Source organism: Mycobacterium hackensackense (genome assembly GCF_025822555.1).
In the GTDB taxonomy this organism is placed as follows: Bacteria; Actinomycetota; Actinomycetes; order Mycobacteriales; family Mycobacteriaceae; genus Mycobacterium; species Mycobacterium fluoranthenivorans.
The window spans coordinates 670,405-688,139 of sequence record NZ_JACKUC010000029.1; the positions used below are offsets into that span (position 1 = coordinate 670,405).

General features: G+C 65.8%; 21 protein-coding genes. 6 read left to right on the top strand and 15 right to left on the bottom strand.

What is annotated here, in order from left to right; genetic code table 11:
* Positions 1 to 2: 2 nt before the first annotated feature.
* Positions 3 to 257: an MbtH family protein gene (locus H7J86_RS06225; RefSeq protein ID WP_090355129.1), complete on the bottom strand. Its 255-nt coding sequence runs from the start codon at positions 255 to 257 to the stop codon at positions 3 to 5.
* Between the two features lie 114 nt (positions 258 to 371).
* Between H7J86_RS06225 and H7J86_RS06230 the strand changes: the two genes are divergently transcribed.
* Entirely contained in the window at positions 372 to 1,316 is a 945-nt protein-coding gene (locus H7J86_RS06230; RefSeq protein ID WP_167157962.1) for a methionyl-tRNA formyltransferase, read from the top strand.
* Between the two features lie 63 nt (positions 1,317 to 1,379).
* On the opposite strand, the gene H7J86_RS06235 is transcribed toward H7J86_RS06230, so the two are convergent.
* Complete coding sequence (locus H7J86_RS06235) at positions 1,380 to 2,711, bottom strand: lysine N(6)-hydroxylase/L-ornithine N(5)-oxygenase family protein (RefSeq protein WP_267289937.1); 1,332 nt, start codon at positions 2,709 to 2,711, stop codon at positions 1,380 to 1,382.
* Positions 2,711 to 3,118 carry an aspartate 1-decarboxylase gene (gene panD / locus H7J86_RS06240; RefSeq protein ID WP_267289939.1) on the bottom strand — a complete coding sequence of 136 codons (408 nt, stop codon included), beginning with the start codon at positions 3,116 to 3,118 and terminating at the stop codon, positions 2,711 to 2,713. Before panD ends, H7J86_RS06235 begins: the two co-directional genes overlap by 1 nt.
* 76 nt (positions 3,119 to 3,194) lie before the next feature.
* Here panD and H7J86_RS06245 point away from each other — a divergent pair, with 76 nt between their 5' ends.
* Positions 3,195 to 4,205: an iron-siderophore ABC transporter substrate-binding protein gene (locus tag H7J86_RS06245; RefSeq protein ID WP_267289941.1), complete on the top strand. Its 1,011-nt coding sequence runs from the start codon at positions 3,195 to 3,197 to the stop codon at positions 4,203 to 4,205.
* On the opposite strand, the gene H7J86_RS06250 is transcribed toward H7J86_RS06245, so the two are convergent.
* The 4 genes from H7J86_RS06250 to H7J86_RS06265 are packed head-to-tail and all read right to left on the bottom strand — an operon-like array spanning position 4,202 to position 7,959.
* A complete protein-coding gene (locus H7J86_RS06250; protein WP_267289943.1) occupies positions 4,202 to 5,020 on the bottom strand; it encodes an ABC transporter ATP-binding protein in 819 nt (272 codons plus the stop codon). The genes H7J86_RS06245 and H7J86_RS06250 overlap by 4 nt on opposite strands.
* 12 nt (positions 5,021 to 5,032) lie before the next feature.
* On the bottom strand, positions 5,033 to 6,091 hold the full coding sequence (locus H7J86_RS06255; RefSeq protein WP_267289945.1) for a FecCD family ABC transporter permease: 1,059 nt from the start codon (positions 6,089 to 6,091) through the stop codon (positions 5,033 to 5,035).
* Entirely contained in the window at positions 6,088 to 7,119 is a 1,032-nt protein-coding gene (locus H7J86_RS06260) for a FecCD family ABC transporter permease (RefSeq protein WP_267289947.1), read from the bottom strand. Before H7J86_RS06260 ends, H7J86_RS06255 begins: the two co-directional genes overlap by 4 nt.
* 3 nt (positions 7,120 to 7,122) lie before the next feature.
* Positions 7,123 to 7,959, bottom strand: a complete 837-nt coding sequence (locus tag H7J86_RS06265) for a siderophore-interacting protein (RefSeq protein WP_267289949.1) — start codon at positions 7,957 to 7,959, stop codon at positions 7,123 to 7,125.
* 204 nt (positions 7,960 to 8,163) lie between these two features.
* On the opposite strand from H7J86_RS06265, the gene H7J86_RS06270 reads away from it, so the two are divergent.
* The gene (locus H7J86_RS06270; RefSeq protein WP_372517223.1) at positions 8,164 to 9,273 is read left to right on the top strand and encodes a GGDEF domain-containing protein; all 1,110 of its coding nucleotides are present in this window, start codon (positions 8,164 to 8,166) and stop codon (positions 9,271 to 9,273) included.
* Between the two features lie 102 nt (positions 9,274 to 9,375).
* Here the strand turns inward: H7J86_RS06270 and H7J86_RS06275 are convergent, their stop codons facing one another.
* The 5 genes from H7J86_RS06275 to H7J86_RS06295 all read right to left on the bottom strand — a co-directional run bounded on the left by H7J86_RS06275 (position 9,376) and on the right by H7J86_RS06295 (position 12,102).
* On the bottom strand, positions 9,376 to 9,534 hold the full coding sequence (locus H7J86_RS06275; RefSeq protein WP_090355150.1) for a DUF6131 family protein: 159 nt from the start codon (positions 9,532 to 9,534) through the stop codon (positions 9,376 to 9,378).
* 158 nt (positions 9,535 to 9,692) lie between these two features.
* Positions 9,693 to 10,499 carry a transglutaminase-like domain-containing protein gene (locus H7J86_RS06280; protein ID WP_090355153.1) on the bottom strand — a complete coding sequence of 269 codons (807 nt, stop codon included), beginning with the start codon at positions 10,497 to 10,499 and terminating at the stop codon, positions 9,693 to 9,695.
* Positions 10,500 to 10,754: 255 nt separating this feature from the next.
* Complete coding sequence (locus H7J86_RS06285) at positions 10,755 to 10,913, bottom strand: DUF6307 family protein (RefSeq protein WP_170847159.1); 159 nt, start codon at positions 10,911 to 10,913, stop codon at positions 10,755 to 10,757.
* Between the two features lie 195 nt (positions 10,914 to 11,108).
* Positions 11,109 to 11,570, bottom strand: a complete 462-nt coding sequence (locus tag H7J86_RS06290) for a DUF5994 family protein (RefSeq protein WP_267289951.1) — start codon at positions 11,568 to 11,570, stop codon at positions 11,109 to 11,111.
* 295 nt (positions 11,571 to 11,865) lie between these two features.
* Positions 11,866 to 12,102 carry an ANTAR domain-containing protein gene (locus tag H7J86_RS06295; RefSeq protein ID WP_267289953.1) on the bottom strand — a complete coding sequence of 79 codons (237 nt, stop codon included), beginning with the start codon at positions 12,100 to 12,102 and terminating at the stop codon, positions 11,866 to 11,868.
* A gap of 321 nt (positions 12,103 to 12,423) precedes the next feature.
* On the opposite strand from H7J86_RS06295, the gene H7J86_RS06300 reads away from it, so the two are divergent.
* The 3 genes from H7J86_RS06300 (at position 12,424) to H7J86_RS06310 (ending at position 14,715) form a co-directional block, all read left to right on the top strand.
* The gene (locus H7J86_RS06300; RefSeq protein ID WP_090355159.1) at positions 12,424 to 13,131 is read left to right on the top strand and encodes a GAF and ANTAR domain-containing protein; all 708 of its coding nucleotides are present in this window, start codon (positions 12,424 to 12,426) and stop codon (positions 13,129 to 13,131) included.
* Between the two features lie 125 nt (positions 13,132 to 13,256).
* A complete protein-coding gene (locus H7J86_RS06305; protein WP_267290615.1) occupies positions 13,257 to 13,934 on the top strand; it encodes a GAF and ANTAR domain-containing protein in 678 nt (225 codons plus the stop codon).
* Positions 13,935 to 13,959: 25 nt separating this feature from the next.
* A complete protein-coding gene (locus H7J86_RS06310) occupies positions 13,960 to 14,715 on the top strand; it encodes a GAF and ANTAR domain-containing protein (protein WP_267289955.1) in 756 nt (251 codons plus the stop codon).
* Between the two features lie 84 nt (positions 14,716 to 14,799).
* Here the strand turns inward: H7J86_RS06310 and H7J86_RS06315 are convergent, their stop codons facing one another.
* The 3 genes from H7J86_RS06315 to H7J86_RS06325 are packed head-to-tail and all read right to left on the bottom strand — an operon-like array spanning position 14,800 to position 17,602.
* A complete protein-coding gene (locus H7J86_RS06315) occupies positions 14,800 to 15,690 on the bottom strand; it encodes an LLM class flavin-dependent oxidoreductase (RefSeq protein ID WP_187098788.1) in 891 nt (296 codons plus the stop codon).
* Between the two features lie 28 nt (positions 15,691 to 15,718).
* Entirely contained in the window at positions 15,719 to 16,492 is a 774-nt protein-coding gene (locus H7J86_RS06320) for an SDR family NAD(P)-dependent oxidoreductase (protein ID WP_090355166.1), read from the bottom strand.
* 24 nt (positions 16,493 to 16,516) lie between these two features.
* Complete coding sequence (locus H7J86_RS06325) at positions 16,517 to 17,602, bottom strand: alkene reductase (RefSeq protein WP_267289957.1); 1,086 nt, start codon at positions 17,600 to 17,602, stop codon at positions 16,517 to 16,519.
* Positions 17,603 to 17,735 lie beyond the last annotated feature (133 nt).

Sequence of the window (17,735 nt, forward strand, 5' to 3'; positions counted from 1 at the left end):
GCTTACGATGAGCCGTCACCCAGCGCCGGGCCGCCCGCCGCAGCCATCCGCAGCCGAAGGCTTTTCGGCCGCATGTCCGTCCAGTTCTGCTCGACGTAATCCAGACACGCCTGGCGGCCGGTCTGGCCATCGGCGCCGAAGGCGATGGTCCATCCACCCGGCACCTGCTTGAACGTGGGCCACAACGAATGTTGTTCCTCGTCGTTGACCAGCACATAGAACGTCGCGGTCTCGTCGTCAAAGGGGTTGCCCGACACAAAGTCTCCTCAGCAGTGCGTGGCTGTCGGCGTGCCTGTGACACGCCCGCCTGAACCTGGACACCCTATCAAAGGTTAGGCTTGCCAAAGACGGCCGGATACAGAAGGTGAGACATGCGGGTAGCAATGTTCGGGTACCAGACCTGGGGACACAAGACCCTGGAGGCACTCATCAAATCACCTCACGAAGTCGTGCTGGTCGTCACCCACCCACCGAGTGATCAGCCCTACGAATCGATTTGGGCGGATTCCGTCGAAGATCTGGCCCGTGACCACGGTATTCCGGTGTGTTTGGCCCAACGACCCGATGATGCCCTGATCGAGCGGGTCCGCAGCGCACAGCCCGACATCATGGTGGCCAACAACTGGCGGACCTGGCTGCCCCGCGAGTTGTTCGACCTACCACCGCACGGCACCCTCAACCTGCACGATTCGATGCTGCCCCGGTTCACCGGATTCTCGCCGGTGATCTGGGCAATGATCAGTGGCGCCAACGAGGTTGGACTGACGGCTCACCGGATGGACGATGACCTGGACACCGGCGATATCGTGCTGCAACGCGCCATCCCGATCGGCCCTGCGGACACCGGAACCGAGTTGGTGCGCGCCACCATCGACCTCATTCCCGAGGTGCTGATCGAGTCCCTCGACCTCATCGAGCGCGGGGCGGCCACCTGGACACCCCAGAACCTCGATGAGCGCACGTTCTTCCACAAACGCTCGGCACGCGACAGTCTCATCGACTGGCGTTGGTCCGCAGCGGAATTGGACCGGTTCGTGCGCGCATTGTCCGACCCTTATCCGAATGCGGTCACCTACTACCGCGGTGAACGAATCCGGATCCTCAAGGCCGCGGTATCGCGTTATCGATACGGAGGCACACCGGGTCGCGTCTTCATCGCCGAAGGTGACGGCATGGTGATCGTCACCGGAGCCGAGGCGCACCGCGGGCAGGAGCCCGGCTTGGTGATCCACCGGGTTCGCCTGGACGACGGTACCGAGCTGCCCGCCCTGGAGTACTTCGGGCGCGGCGGCGGGTACCTGACCGATCGTCCGTGAACCCCCGATAGCGGGGTTGGACATCTCCAACCCCGCTATCGTGCACGTGCTTTCGTGATCGGGTCAGTGACCTCCGACCAATTCGTGGGTACGCCGACCGGCCTCCACGCGGCGCGCGATGGACTCGACGATCTCACCGCTGCGGACCGCCACATTCGACAGCAGCGATGAACTCAGTCCGTGCGTGTGCTCGGTGCCGCCCTGCAGGTAGATGGCGCCGGAGATGTCCCGGGACGTCCGCAATCGGTAGTCGCGGGTCAATTCGGGCAGATCCACCCCGAATTCGCCCGCCTCGTACAGGTCGCCGAGTATCTCCGGCAACGGCATCGGGATGAAGCCGGTCGCGTAGACCACCGCATCGCAGTCCAACACCTCTACCGTGCGAGTGGGGTGATGCTCGATCGTCACCCGGACACCGGTGTCGTGCTCCACGGCGCCCTGCACGCTCGACGCACCGCGGAAGAAGAGCCGGCGCTTACCCGCGACCCGCTCGGCGTACTCGCGGGTGTAGAGCTCCTCGATGAGCGGCAGATCCACGCACGAGTAGTTGGTGGCCCGGTGGTAGTCCATCAGCCGCTGCCGGACCGTCGGCGCGGCCATGTAGAAATCGTCGACTGCGGCGGGATCGAAAACGCGGTTGGCGTAAGGACTGTCGTCCGCCGGGCTGTAGCCGTACTTGGCGAATACCCCGTGCACCTCCGCATCGGGGTAGGTGACGTGCAGATAGTCGGTGACCTCGGCCGCGCTCTGGCCGGCCCCCACCACGACGAACCGGTGATTGGTCGTCGACGGCACCTTCGGGAGTTTGCTCAGTAGCTCGTGATTGTGGAACTGCCGCGCAGTCTCGGTGACCCCGATCGGCAACTGCGCCCGCAGCCCGCCTGCGAGCACCACGGCGCGGGCCCGCAGCGTGGATGACTGACCATCGCGTACGACTTCGATGGCGAGCCAGTCTCCCTCGTCACGAACCGCCACCGCGCGGGTGCCGTAGTGCACCGTGGCTGCGACCCGCGCCGCCGCCCACTCCAGGTAGTCGTGGAACTCGAGCCGGGTCGGGAAGAACGTCTGGTGATTGATGAAGTCACTGAGTCGGCCACGGTCGGTCAGATAGCTCAGGAAGGTGTACCGGCTGCGCACGTTGCGCTGGCTGGCCAAGTCCTTCAGGAACGAGATCTGCATCGTCGTGCCGGGAATGAGCATTCCTGTGTGCCAGCCGAATTCCGGCTTTGCCTCGATGAACTCGGCGGCGATGGCCGGATTGGGTCCCCGGTCGTGGTTGTGTTCCTCGATCGCAATTGCCAGACCGAGGTTCGACGGGCCAAAGCCCACGCCGACAACGTCGAGCACGCGGCCTATCGCGTTGCCAGAATCGCCATTTCCGGAACTGAAGGACATCAGGCTCCCGCCATCTGGTTGATCGCACCGGGCACCGGCTCGGAAGGGTCGGAGCCCAGGGCCACGATGCGATTGCGCTCATCGACGTGCACCACCCGGGGTGCGTGATCGGCGATCTCCCGGTCGTCGAGCGTCCGGAAGGACATGATGATGACCAGGTCGCCCGGATTGATCAAATGCGCTGCCGCCCCGTTGATCCCGATCACCCCAGAGCCGGCCGCCCCGGTGATCGCGTACGTGGTCAGGCGCGCACCGTTGGTGATGTCCACGACGTCGACCTGCTCGCCCTCGAGGATGTCGGCGGCTTGCATCAGGTCTTGGTCGATGGTGATCGATCCTACGTAGTGCAGATCGGCCTGGGTGACGGTGGCGCGGTGCACCTTGCCCCCCAGCATGGTTCGGAACATATGTCCCTCCAACAGTTGTTAAGTTAGTTCGCACCCGATTGGCAGTCAGCCACGGAGCGTAGGTTAACCTAACCTTATGTCGCTTACAAACCTCGGAATGGTCTTCCGGCGTACCACGATCATGTTGGCCGCTGCGGCGCTCGGCACCGGCCTCTTGGTCGGCTGCGGCGGGTCGACCGCCAAGAACGAGAACGCCGCCTCCAGCACCACGGCGGCGGCGGAATCCGTCTCCATCGCACATAAATTCGGCGAAACCAAGGTTCCCGCCAACCCGCAGCGGGTGGTCACGGTGGGCTGGAACGACCAGGACGATGTGCTCGCCCTCGGCGTCGTGCCGGTGGGTACCCGCAGCTTCTTCGACAACTACAACAACTTCCCGTGGGTAAAGGAGGCCACCGGCGGTAAGGGTGTGCCCGTCATCCCGGGCGACGAGATCAACTACGAGGCCATTGCCAAGGCAAAGCCGGACGTCATCTTCGCCATCTACGAGACCATCGACAAGAAGACCTACGACCAGTTGTCGCAAATTGCGCCGACCGTGGTCCAATCCGACAAGTACGCCGACGAGGAAACCCCCTGGGACGTGCAGCTTCTGACGATCGGCAAGGCCCTGGGCAAGGAGACACAAGCCCAAGCCCTCGTCGACAAGGTCAAGACGAAGATCGACGAGACCAAGACCGCGCACCCCGAGTTCGCCGACAAGACTCTGGTGGCCGACTACACCACCGAATTGAACTCGCAGTACCTGCTCCCGGCCGGCGATCCGCGTCGCCAGTTGTTCGACGCGCTGGGCTTCAAGGCCCAGCAGGACTCCGGTGACGTGTCGGACGAGAAACTGTCCCTGCTGGAGGGCGACGTGCTGTTCGTCAACGGCCTCTCCAAGGAGCAGGTCGCAGGATCTCCGGCGTTCTCCCGGCTGAAGGTCGTGCAGGACGGCCGTGCGCTGTATGCCGGTTCGGACTCCACGCTGAGTGGCGCGCTGACCTACAGCGGACCCGAAGCGCTGCTGTACGCGCTGAACGTGCTGACCCCGCAGCTGAGCAATGCGCTGACGGGCAAGCCGGTCACCGACCTGTCGAGTTCTTAACGCGTGCCCCGGGTGTCCGCCCGCGCCTTGTCGCGAGCGGATGCCCGGGGTATCACCAACGGCGTCCCGGTCTCCGGGTCGTCGATGATCTGGCATTTCAGGCCGTAGACCTCCTCGACCAGTTCCGCGGTGATCACCTCAGCCGGATCGCCCTGGGCCACAATGGCACCCGACTTCATGGCGATGATCCGGTCGGCGAATCGGCAAGCATGGTTCAGATCGTGCAGCACCGCCACGATGGTGCGGCCCCCGGTGGCGTTCAGTTCCACGAAGAGGTCCAGCAGTTCGATCTGGTGGGCGATGTCCAGATATGTGGTCGGCTCATCGAGCAGGATCACCTGCGTGTCCTGGGCCAGCACCATCGACACCCACACCCGCTGACGCTGCCCGCCGGAGAGCTCATCGACGGGCCGGCCGGAGATCGCGGTGACACCGGTGGCCGCCATGGCGTCAGCCACCGCCTGCTGATCGGAACGCGAGTACTGCCGTAACACCCGCTGATGCGGAAACCTGCCGCGTGCCACCAGGTCTGCGACCGTGATGCCCTCGGGCGCGGTGGAGGTCTGCGGCAGCAACCCCAGCTTGCGGGCAACATCCTTGGTCCGCAGCCCGGCGATATCGGCACCGTCGAGAACGACCTGACCGGCTATCGGACGCAGCAACCGCGCCAGCCCCCGCAACAGGGTGGACTTGCCGCAGGCGTTCGGACCGACGATCGCGGTGATGGCCCCCTCGGCGATATCCACCGTCAATCCGTCGACGATGCGACGATCGCCGTATCCCAGCGACAAGCCGCGTGCGCCCAGATCCGTCATTGCACTTCCCCTCTATTGCCGCCGGGCCTGCATGACAAGCAGCCAGATCAGATACGCCCCGCCGGCCACCACGGTGACCGCACCCACCGGAAGTTCGTCCGGGGCAAAGATTCTCAGCGCGATCAGATCGCTGGACAGCAGCAGGAACGCGCCCATGACCGCCGACGAGATGAGCCCGACACCCGGTGTGCCCACCACCCGACGGGCCAGTTGGGGCGCGGCCAGCGCCACGAACGAGATGGGCCCGGCCGCCGCAGTGGCCACCGCGATGAGCAGCACGCCCACACCGAAATAGGCGATGCGGGCTCGCTCGGGCTGAAGTCCGAGACCTCCCGCCGCGTCGTCACCCAACTGCAGGATCGACAACTGCGGGCCGATCGGCACCAGGATGACCACCACGATCGCGACACACACCAGCACGGGGACGGCCTGTTCCCAGCGCAGCCCGTTGAGGGCGCCCTGCTGCCAGACGGCGGCCGTGATCGCCTGGTGCAATTTGATTTTCAGGATGATCCACTGATTCAGCGAGCTGAGCATGGCGCCCACGCCGATACCGACGATGATGAGCCGGAAGCCGGCCATCCCGTTGCGGTAGGCCAGGAGGTAGACCACCACCGCGGTGAGCAGACCACCGATCACCCCACCGAGTGCGGTGAGGTAGTACCCGCCGCCGAAGGCACCGATGACCACCAACGCACCGGTGTAGGCGCCGAAGTTGAACCCGATGACATCGGGACTGCCCAGCGGGTTTCGGGTCAGCGCTTGGAAGATGGCGCCCGACATGCCCAGGGCCGCACCGATCACCAGGGCGAGCACAATCCTGGGCAGTCGCCATTGCAGCACCAGGACATTGACGAACCCCTGTTCCCGACCGGTCAGCACGCCGATCACCTCGGCGGGTGACACCGGGTACTCCCCCACACCGAGCGCCAGCACCGCCAGGGCCGCGGCGCCGATCCCGAGTGCCGAGAGCACGACGATACTGCGCCACGATGCCCGCAGTGCCAGTGTCGGTTCACGGCGCAGCACCAGCTGAGGGCGCCCGAAATCGACGGGCTGGAGCCGATTCACAGGCCGCTCGCCTTGGTGCGACGGACCAGCCAGATCAACACCGGGGCACCGAGGAACGCGGTGACGATGCCGGCGGGCAGTTCCCCCGGTGGCACCACGACCCGACCGACCACGTCGGCGGCGAGCAGTAGCGCCGGCGCGGCGAGCACACAGTAGGCACAGATCCAGCGCCAGTCCGGCCCGGTGAACCATCGCACGGCGTGCGGCACCATCAGACCCACGAATCCGATCGGCCCGGCCGCCGCCGTCGCAGCGCCGGTCAGCAGGGTCACCGCCAGCAGCCCGAGCACTCTGGTGCGGACCACGTTGCCGCCCATGGCCACCGCGAGATCATCGCCGAGCGCGACGGCGTTGAGCCCATGGCTGACGTACAGACACAGCACCGCACCGACGATGACGAACGGGACGACCGTGGCGGCGACCTCCAACGGCCTGCCGTCGAGCGCGCCGGCGTCCCAGAACCGCATCGAGTCGAAGGCCCGCGGGTGGCGCAGCCGGACGGCGAACGAGATCCCGTCGGCCACTGCCCCTATCGCGACGCCGGCCAACAGCATCCGCACCGGCGTTGCCGTCAGCCGGCCGGACGCGGCCACCCCGTAGACCGCGAGCATCGCCACGAAGGTGCCGAGAAAGGCGAACCAGAGGTAACTCGACAGCGACTGAAAGCCCAAGAACGCGATCGCCGACACCACGAACAGCCCGGCGACCCCTTCCAGGCCCAAGATCTGACTGTCGGCCAACGGGTTGCGGGTGATGCCCTGGATCAGCGCCCCAGACAGGCCGAGCGCGATGCCGACGACGATGCCCAACACGGTGCGCGGGATGCGCAGTTCATACACGATCCACTGGTTGCCGGTGTCGGTGTAGTCGGTCACGGCGTGCCAGACCGTGGACAGATCGACGGTCTGCGTGCCGACGGCCAGGCTCAGCACACACACCAGCACCAGCACCGCAGCACAGAACGCCAGTCCTGCCAGACGCCTGCGCTGCGGGGCACCGAGTTCGGGTTCCGCGGTCGCTGTCGCCATCGACTACAGGCCCACGCGCTCGAGCGCCAGGTCGTATTCCTCGGCCGCGGCCTTCGCGCTCTTACCGTCGGCCAGCGCACGCTCGTAGATGGCTTCGACCTCGACACTGACCGCCTCGTACTTGCGATCCCAGGTCTCGGAGTCGAAGCGCCAATAGCCGACGATGTCGTATTGGTCTGGCACCCAACCGTATTCGCTGCGCAGGTACTTGCGGACCATGCGGGTGGCCTGCGCTTCCCCGGCGAACCAGCAGTATCCCCGGCCGCCGGGATGTGGGTGAGCGCGGACCAGCTCGGGCAACCTGCTGGGGGCGAGTCCGTTGCCGGTCCCGATGGTGCCCACGACGGGGATATCGGACCGCTGCGGCAGATAGTTCAGATCGGCGCGGTCGGCGACCTCCACGATCGCTGCGGCCTCGGTATCGGCCGGAAGTTCGTCCAGTATGCGGGCCAGTGCCGGAAGGCCGGAGAGGTCAGCCACCAGCAGCTGCCATGAGGTGGCCGGCTCGGGTCGGTACCAGCTGCGCGCGTGGTCCACCGCCACCCGCTGGCCCGGGGCCGCCCGCCGCACCCATCGGGCGGCCAGTCCGCGTTCATGCAGGACGAAGTCGCAGGTGACCTGCCGTCCGTCGCGGCGACGCACGCTGTAATTGCGGCCCTCGGGTTCACCGTCCATATCCGGCGGACCGGGCTGGCCCGGCTCGGGAAAGTAGAGGCCGAGTGCGGCGTCGCCGGCGTCGGGCAATCCGAGCGAGTCCAGATCCGGCACCTCGAACACCACCCGGCGGATATGTGGGCCGATATCGCTGACTTCGGTGACGACACCCTGCGCGGTTCCCATGCAGTGCAGGCTAACCTAAGCAGCGCATGCTCAGGCAGCCGCGCACGGCCGACCGGGCTTCGGCAACCGTTCACACGATGTGACACCACACGTTGGCGCAGCCTTCCGCGCACGCGCGCCATCCCAGCGAACCGCCGGTAAGGTGACTTCGCAGTTCGCGCTGTACCCCACCGCAAGCAGAATCGAAGCCCGCAGGAGGTGGGTGTGAACGCCCCGCTGGTATCGCCCAAGCCGAGCGACGGGTACGACGATCGGTTCACCGAAGTCGACTATCTACGCGGCATGGAACGCCTGGTGCATGCGGTGCAGGAATTGTCACTGGCGCGCAGTCTGCCCGACATCCAGCGGATCGTGCGCACCTCCGCGCGTGAGCTCATCGGCTGCGACGGCACCACCTTCGTGTTGCGCGACAACGGGATGTGCTACTACGCCGACGAGGACGCCATTGCCCCGCTGTGGAAGGGCGGCCGCTTTCCCATAACGACTTGTATCAGCGGTTGGGTCATGCTCAACCGCGCCGCCGTCGTCATTCCGGACATCTATGCCGATGCCCGTATCCCGCACGCCGCGTACCGCCCGACCTTCGTCCACAGCCTGGTGATGGTGCCGATCCGCACACTCGACCCGGTGGGGGCGATCGGCGCCTACTGGGCTCAGGAACGTGCCGCGACCTCACGCGAGGTATCCCTGTTGCAGGCCCTCGCGGACTCCACTTCGATCGCCATGGAGAACGTGCGCATCTACGCGGAGTTGGAGCAGCGGGTGCGTGATCGCACCGCCGATCTCGAGCGGGCGAACGAGGAGATCCACCAGATGTCCCTCACCGACGACCTGACCGGACTCACCAATCGCCGCGGCTTCTACCTTCTCGGCGAGTCGGCGCTGCGCGCGGCCCGCCGGAACAACCACCACTGTCTGCTCGCCTATATCGATGTCGACGGGCTCAAACGGGTGAACGACGAGCTGGGACATGACGCCGGCGACTCCCTCATCGCCGACGTAGGCGACGTGCTGCGGACCATGCTGCGCGAGTCGGACATCCTTGCCCGGATAGGCGGTGACGAGTTCTGTGTTCTGGTCGCAGAACCCGGCCGAGACACGGCCGGACTCAAGGATCGTCTGGCCGAGGCGTTCCGCACGTTCAATACGACGCAGGCACGCCCCTATCGGTTGTCAGCGAGTGTGGGCCTGGCCCTGACCCATCCGGAGTCCTCACACACCTTGGACGAACTACTCACCCTCGCCGATGAGCTCATGTATGCGGACAAGAAGGCCGCTGCCGAGTCACGGGCCGGCGGAGTGAACACGGGTTGAGCGGCCGCACACGGGCTTCGGGTCATACGCGTGCCGAAGTGCCCCCGGCCAGAACGCTGAGGGCACTTCGGTATACGACGCTCGCGCGGCACTACCGCGCGATCAATACCAGACTTTTCGGCCCCCGATCGGGCGCCCGATCTGGCCCAGAACCAATAGCACCAGGCCTACGACCAGAACGATCCAGCCAATGGTGGCGATGACGGCCGGGACCGGCAAAAGATAGCCGATCGCGATGAGGATGATGCCTAAGACGATCACCTGACGCTCCTAAAGTTATTGACGACTCCGACAAAGGATGGGATACCCAGGAGCGGCGGGTTCTAATCCAGCCGTCTCATCCAGACATCGTCAACGACGGCGCGCAGCGCGGGGCGGCGGCATGGCCGCGGTCGAAGGCAGACCCGACCATCCGGCCATCAACCGATCGACACCAACTCGTCCAAAGGGTCGAACGGCAGGTCCTGATTGGTCGTCGCGGTCACCACCATGTTGGTGAGGGTGATCGAACCGCCGTGATTGTCGAGGAAGGCCGTGTCCGCGGCGTCGCGTCCGGTGGCGATCCGGACCAGTGTCTGGCGTGGCGCCAGGCAGGTGGCATCCACGACGCGCCACTGCCCGTCCACGAAAGCCTCGGCGACGGCGTGAAAATCCATGGGGACACAGCCCGGGGCGTACGCGGCGACCAGGCGGGCCGGGACGTTCACCGCACGCAGCAGCGCCACGACCAGATGGGCGTAGTCGCGGCACACTCCCGCCCCCGCCAGCAAGGTGTCCTCGGCGCCGTCGATGGGGTCGCTGGATCCGGGCACATAGCTCAAACGGGCCCCGACCCAGGATGAGATCTTGGCCAACAGCGTTGCCTTGTCGCTGAATTGACCGAACTCGAACCCGGCGAAACCGAAGAACTTGTCCGATTCGGCGTAGCGGCTCGGCCGCAGATACTGGGACAGGTCGTAATCGGTGACCGGTGCGGGCTCGCTCCGGCCGACGATCGTCGCGGCGTAGTCGACGGTCAGCCAGCCCGCCGCAGCTTCCAGTTTGTGGATCCTGTTGCCGTGTACACCGGTGATCTCCTCCGGACAGACCGATTGCCCGTTCAAAACGAAGGTCAACGACTCCGATACCTGCGCTCCGGGATGCGGAGCGACGGCAATCTGAAACTCCAGGGCAGCCGGGGCGGCGATGTCCACGTCGAGATGGGCTCCGACCTCACGGATGAGAATGCTGATGGTTTCCGCCGATCCATATGTTCACGAGAACTGCTACGGCGGCGTGCCGACAGTGCCACGCCTACATGCTTGATTCCGGCTCACCTTAGCGAGGCGAGCAGTGGCACGCCCGCTACGGACCGATGGAAGAAGGATCGGCCCCGACCTGTGGCCGGGGCCGATCTTCAAAAACAACATCTGACCTGCGTAAACACATTTTCGGAGCGCCAGACGCGGTCAGGGCACCACTGCAGGCCCTGTGCGATCGCTCTAGCGGATCTTCTCGGGGATGGTGTCGAGCGCATGCAGCACCTGCACGGCGAGCTTGCCGGCGCTGTCGTCATCGAGGGTCGCCGAGGTCAGCAGAGTCTCTTTGACGAGTTCGACGCGCCTTTGGTAGGGCGTACGGATGGTTGTCGGGGCGTTCATGGCGTCCTGTTCCGTCAAGCCTGTTAGGTCAATATGACACCGCTCGACACCCTCTACGCTACTCCCTGGCGACACTCCGTGTGACACATCGCCGACTGGGACCGAGTGCGGTCCCGCCGACTCATCGAATCAACTGGTACACAGACGATCTCGCGCGAGGGCGGATACGTCGCCGCCAGCAACGGTGGGCGCCGGTCAGGTTCCCATCGCCATCAGCGAGGGATGCTGTGTGGCCTCAGACGCATCCACCTCGGCTGGTTGCGCCGCAGCCATCATCTTGCTGTGCGCGGAACCAGCCTCCTCGCCCGGCGGAATGACCTCCACGATCACGCGTTCCCCGTCCAGCCCGAGAATCTCGATCGTGCCGACAGGTTGCCGCACATATCCGTCGAGACGAACGGTTCGGCCACCGGTGACGAGCTTGCGTGGCGGCGCCGTCCACTCATTGGAGTTGTACAACACTCGCTCGATGCGGCCGAGTCGAACCGACAGCACTGCCAACAGATCAGGCAACTCGGCAGCAAGGTCGTCGCCGTGCGGCCACCACGCCCCGTCCGTCCGGCCCTGCGGGGGCGCCTTGGGCTTCAGACGCAGTCGCGGCGTCTCTGCCGGGACCGTTCCGTTCGAATCATTCTTGCGTGACTGGTGTGACGTCATGACGACGGTCCATTCTTGGCGATCAGCCAGATACTTCGGATCAGCGATGACACGGCTCTAGTTGGCCAGGTGTGCGGGATACCGCCGATATCGTCCAGTATACGCCGAGCGGCAACAGCGCAGCAGACGCAAGGTCCATGACCGCCCCGCCGAGCCGAACGACGGACCAAAACTTTTGCAGCACATGTGGTTTCGTCGATGTCAGGTGGCGGCCCGGACACCGCCACACGAATGCCGCGATCACACCGCTCGTGACCACAGGGAAGCGAATCCGTTGTGGCGGCGCGTTCTCTCGCTACAGCAAGTGACCCCAGCGGCGATGCACCTCGGCGCCGCACCCTGGCGGCAGGGTGCCGTCGGCGGCCTCTATCAGTGCGGTGGCGAGGCCGATAGCCTTCACCCGTGATTCGCGCACCGCATCACCGAAGTCAGTGAGCGCGTCGTCCTGCGAACAATTGCGCAAGCCCATCAGCACCCCGATCGCAATCTCGACCTGTCGGCGCTCTTCGATCGCCGCAATCAGATCGGACAACGTGAACGTCGCAGCGACCCCGGGCTCCACCCGCCCGGTGCCGCCGTCATTCGAAACGAGGTCAGCGATTGCGGGCTCGCTCGGCGGAGCGGAGTTCGGTCATGCGTGCCCCCTGTGATGAGATGCCGTTCATCGTAGACAGGTGAATCGGAACCTGGTTCCGCTTCGCCGGATCTCGCACCGGAGGGATGATCGACTTCAGTTCGCGGATTGCCGTCACGACCACCCCGTCACCTGTACGCTGAATGGCTGAATATGTTCTGGCACTGTTCTTCTCGCTGACCATCGGTTCCACTGCGACCAGTCCGTTAGAGTGACGGTGTGCCCACGTACCCGCAGTCCATCGCCGCACAGCTCGCGGCGCTGGTGGCTGAGGTCCATCGTGGTACCGCACCGGAGGCCGCCGGACTTCGCGACTTGATCGACAGCGCATGCGAACACGTGGCCGGCGCCCAGTATGCGGGCATCACGGTGGCCGACCGTGCGGCCGGCATCACCACGGTGGCGGCTTCGCATCGTTATCCCGCGCTGTTGGACGAGATCCAGCAGCGCTACCAGGAAGGCCCCTGTGTCTCGGCCGCCTGGGAGCACGCCACGATGCACATCCGCGACCTCGAAACCGATCATCGCTGGCCCCGCTACCGACACGATGTGTTGAGCCAGAGTCCCATCCGTTCGGTGATGGCCTTCGAGTTGTTCGCGGACGGTCCCACGATGGGTGCGTTGAACTTTTACGCCGAACGGTCATACGCGTTCGACGACGAATCCGTCGAACTCGGACTGATCTTCGCCACCCATGTTTCGCTCGCATGGGCAGTCGTACGGCGTCAGGAGCAATTTCGCAGTGCCCTGGCCAGCCGCGACCTCATCGGTCAGGCAAAGGGCATGATCATGGAGCGGTATCGGGTCGATGCCGTCCGCGCTTTCGAATTGCTGAAGAGCCTGTCCCAGATATCGAACAGCAAGGTGGTTGACGTCGCGCAGGCACTGATTACCGCCGAGTTCCCGCCACCGGCTCACCACCGGTGACGAGTAGCCTGCAAAGAGGGCACGTGAATTGAGGGGACGATGATGACGAAGTGCATCGCGGTTCCCCACGACCCAGGCGCGGTGGCCTGACGGTGGCCACCATCGAGGAATCGCTGCTGGCCGCAATGGGTGAGCATCGCGGCTCGGCTGCCGCAGACCGGCTGTGCGAGTCGTGTGTGGCACTGCTGGGCATCGACGCCGCCGCGATATCCCTGGTGTTCGACGGCACCAACCACGGGACGCTCGGCGCCAGCGGTGCCGCGGCCCGCCGGTACGACGAAGCGCAGTTCACCTACGGCGAGGGACCTTGTCTGGATGCCGTCGCCCGCCGTGCGCCGGTGGTGTCCGTCGATCTGGCTGATCCTTCCGAAATTCGTTGGCCTGCATACGGTCCGGCAATGCTCGCCAATCGCATACATGGGGTCTACGCCATGCCGATCGTGGTGGCGGGCGAGTTCGTCGGCGCCTTGGACTTCTTCCAGGCGGATCCGATCGGGTTGGCGCCCCAGCAGGTAGCCGGTGTAATGGCGGCCGCCGAACTGGCGCGGATCCCGATGCTTGATCTGCTCGATCGGAAGCTGCACGACTCAGCCGTCATCCCCGGGAGCGACGCGTGGTCGGAGTTCAACGTGCTGACCCGGGCGGAGGTGAGCCAGGCCACCGGCATGATCATGGCTCAACTCAACATCCCGGCCCACACTGCGCTCGTTCGGCTGCGCGCACATGCCTACGCGACCAATCGCAGCGCCACCGAGGTGGCCCGCGACATTCTGGCCCGGCGGCTGCGACTGGAGGCCGACTGATGACCGGCGCGGGAAGGGACCTGTCATGACCGAGGCACCGCGGGAGACCCGCGTACTCGAAGCAGTGGTGTCTCTGGTGGACGGCCTGCTCGATGATTTCGACCTGGTCGAGAACCTGACCGACCTCACCCACCGTTGCGCGGCGCTTCTCGACGTGGATGCGGCCGGTCTGCTGCTCGCCGACCCGCACCGGCAATTGCACCTGATGGCAGCGACCTCAGAGCAGTCCAGCGATCTGGAGCTGTTTCAACTACAGGCGGAGGAAGGTCCCTGCCTGGACTGCTTTGCCGGCGGACGACCCGTTTCGGTCCCGGATCTTCCTCTCGAGGCGCACAGGTGGCCGCGGTTCGTGCCGGCAGCCACCGAGGCCGGGTTCGCATCCGTCCATGCCGTACCGATGCGCGCGGCCGGCACGGTGTTGGGCACGCTCGGCTTGTTCGGTGCCGACACCGGCGACCTCAACGAGGCCGACCTGCTGGTGGCCCAGACTCTGGCCCACGTCGCGTGCGTGGCGATTCTGCAGGATCACGCCCCCACGCCGGCGACCGTGGTGCCACGTTTGCAGACCGCGTTGACCAGTCGCGTCGTGGTGGAGCAGGCCAAGGGTTTCCTGTCCGAGCGACTGCACGTCTCGGTCGAGAACGCGTTCGGCCTGCTGCGCGGCTACGCACAGGCCCACCGGATTCACCTGACCGCGGTGGCGCGCAGTGTGATCAGCGACCCCGACGCCCGCGAGGCCATCCTGTCCACGATCGGTGCCGCAACCGCGCCGCCGGCCTGACACGGGGTGTCCACACGAGGCCAGGTGCTGCACGACCATTGGCGTCGAAGGGGACGCCGTAGCGCAGCGGTGGCTATCGCCGCCTCACCGGCGATGCTCGGCGACCGCTTGACGCACCGCGGGCACGACCCCCTCGGCGAAGCGTCGCGTCTGGGTGAGGTCGTCGTCGGGCGCACCGTAGATGAAGGTGTCCATTCCGGCCTCGACGGCGAGCATCGTCAGGTTATCGGTCCACTGCGACACCGTTCCCCGGAACGGATCTCCGGATGCATCCGTGCCGATCTCGCCGAACACGTTGTAGGCCCGCACAATCGAACCTGGATTGCGGCCCGCCTCGGCGGCACCGCGGTCGATCTGGGCGTTCATTGCTGGAAGTGCCGCTGGCGGGAAGTAGGAGTTCGACGGAAGCCACCCGTCGGCATGGCTGCCGAGGTAGCGCAGCAGCTTTGGTCCGCCGACGCCCAGCCAGATCTGCATGTCGTGGGCCGGCTGCGGCCCCGGGTGTAAACCCTTGAGCCGGTAGAACTCCCCGTCGTAACTGACAGACCGCTGCCCCGACCACATCAGTCGCGTCACCTCGACGGCGTCGCGCAGCGCCTGGGCGGCCTCCCCCGGCGAGCGCCGCGGTCCACCCATGGCAACGACCGCGTCCCAGAACGCCCCGGCGCCAAGAGCCAGTTCCATCCGGCCGCCGGAGATGACATCCAGGCTTGCCGCCGCCTTGGCGATGACCGCAGGGTTGTGCAGCGGCAGGTTGGCCACGTCGGGCACCACCCGCACCCGCTCGGTGCGCGCCAGCAGCGTCGCCATGAACGCCCAGGCGTCAAGGAAGTGCTTCTGATACGGATGGTCCTGTACCCCAATGAAGTCCAGGTGTTCGTCGGCGAGATCGGCGATCGCATAGCTGTTGTCGAGAAGATCCGGACTGGGGGTCACGAACACCCCGAAACGTAGCTCTCGTCCATAGTCGGTCATATCGGGTCCCCGTTCCGTTCCGTGCGCATCATCGCATCCACCCGCCGGCCACGTCGAGCGTCGAACCGGTGATGTAGGAAGCGTTCTGCGACAGCAGGAACGCGACCGCGTCGGCGATCTCGTCGGGCCGCGCGAGTCGGCCCAGGGCATTCATCGAACGAGTCACCTGCTGTGGTTCGACGCCGGCCAGCGCGGGATGGACATAGTCCGCACCGTTCTCGGCTGCCATGTCGGTGGCGGTTCCGCCGGGCGCCACAGCGTTGATGGCGATGCCCGCCTCTGCCAGTTCCGGTGCGAGGTTGAGCGCCATGGCGCTGACCGCAGCCTTGCTGGCGGCGTACAGCGTGTGGCGGTGGACCGCGATACGGGCACTGACCGAAGACGTGAGCACGATCCGGCTGCCGGGCGGCATGACGGCGGCCGCAGCCTGCACCGCGAACAGCTGGCCGCCGACATTGGTACGGAAGACGTTCTCGAAGTCGGCGAGGGTGATGTCGGCCAGCGGGGCGAAATGCTCGATGCCGGCATTGCTCGCCAGCAGGTGCAGGGCTCCGAACTCCTCGACGACCCTGGCGACCACGTCGGCGATTCGGGCGGGGTCGGTGACGTCGCCGCCGAACGCTTCGGCGCGGTGCCCGTGTGCGCGCAGTTCCTCGACGAGCTCGTCGGCAGCGCCGGCGTTGGAGCGGTAGTTGATGGCGACGGTGGCGCCCGCCTCGGCCAGGCGGCGCGCGATGGCGGCGCCGATGCCGCGGCTTCCTCCGGTGATCAGGGCGACGCGACCGTCGAATGTCGTACTCATGTCTGTCTCTTCTCCTGAGTCAGCTCACGCTGGGGTCGGCGCGGTGTCGAGTGCGGGATAGTCGGTGTATCCGCGGTCGTCGCCGCCGTAGAAGGTGGCGCGGTCGGGTGCGTTCAGCGGGGCACCGGTCGCGAGACGCCGGGGCAGATCGGGGTTGGCCAAGAACGCCGCACCGAAGGCCAGCAGATCGGCGGTGCCATCCTCGACCAGACCGAGTTCACCCGGACCGGTGATCTCACCCGGGGTTGCCGGATTGAGCACGAAGGTCCCGCCGAACCGCCGGCGCAGTTCGTGGGTGAAGTCGCGATCACCCGTTTCGAGGAGGTGCAGGTAGGCCAGTCCCCTCGGCGCCAAGGCATCGACCAGCGCGAGATAGGTATCACGGTAATCATCTTCGCGAATGTCGTTGAGCGGGTTGTTCGGCGAGATGCGCAGTCCCACACGTTCAGAGCCGATCGCGGCTGCCACGGCGTCGACGACGCGCACGATCAGTCGAATGCGATTCGCCACCGAACCGCCCCACCGATCGTCACGCACGTTGGCATTGGTCGACAGGAACTGGTGCAGCAGATAGCCGTTGGCGCCATGGACCTCGACGCCGTCGAAGCCCGCCGCGATGGCGTTGCGGGCCGCCGCGGCGAAGTCGTACACCGTCTCGGTGATCTGTTCCTCGGTGAGTTCCCGGGGCGTCACGTACGGCTTCGGGCCGTCGAGGGTGAACACCTCTCCGGCTGGGGTCACGGGTGACGGACCGACGGGAACCATCCCCGCCGGAAGCAAGCTCGGGTGGCCGATACGGCCGGTGTGCATCAGCTGGGCGAAGATGACGCCGCCGTTCGCGTGCACCGCATCGGTGACTGCCTTCCACGCCTGCACCTGCTCAGCCGCATGCAGACCGGGGGTGTTCGGGTAACCCTGACCGATTACCGACGGCTGAGTGCCCTCGGTGATGATCAATCCGGCGCTGGCCCGTTGCGCGTAGTACTCGGCCATGCTCGGAGTCGGTGACGCGCCCGGTCCGTACGCGCGGCTGCGCGTCATCGGTGACATCACGATGCGGTTCCTCAGTTCGGTGGCGCCGACCGTAATGGGGTCGAAAGCAGTGGTCATGACTGTCCCTTCGTCGTGGCTTCTCGCAACGGCCACAGGTTGTGACCTTGTGTTCCACATCCCGGTACGCGATTGCACCCGGTTACCTGTTCGAACAGCTAAATCTCGGAAGTCATTCCCCGCCGCACCAAAT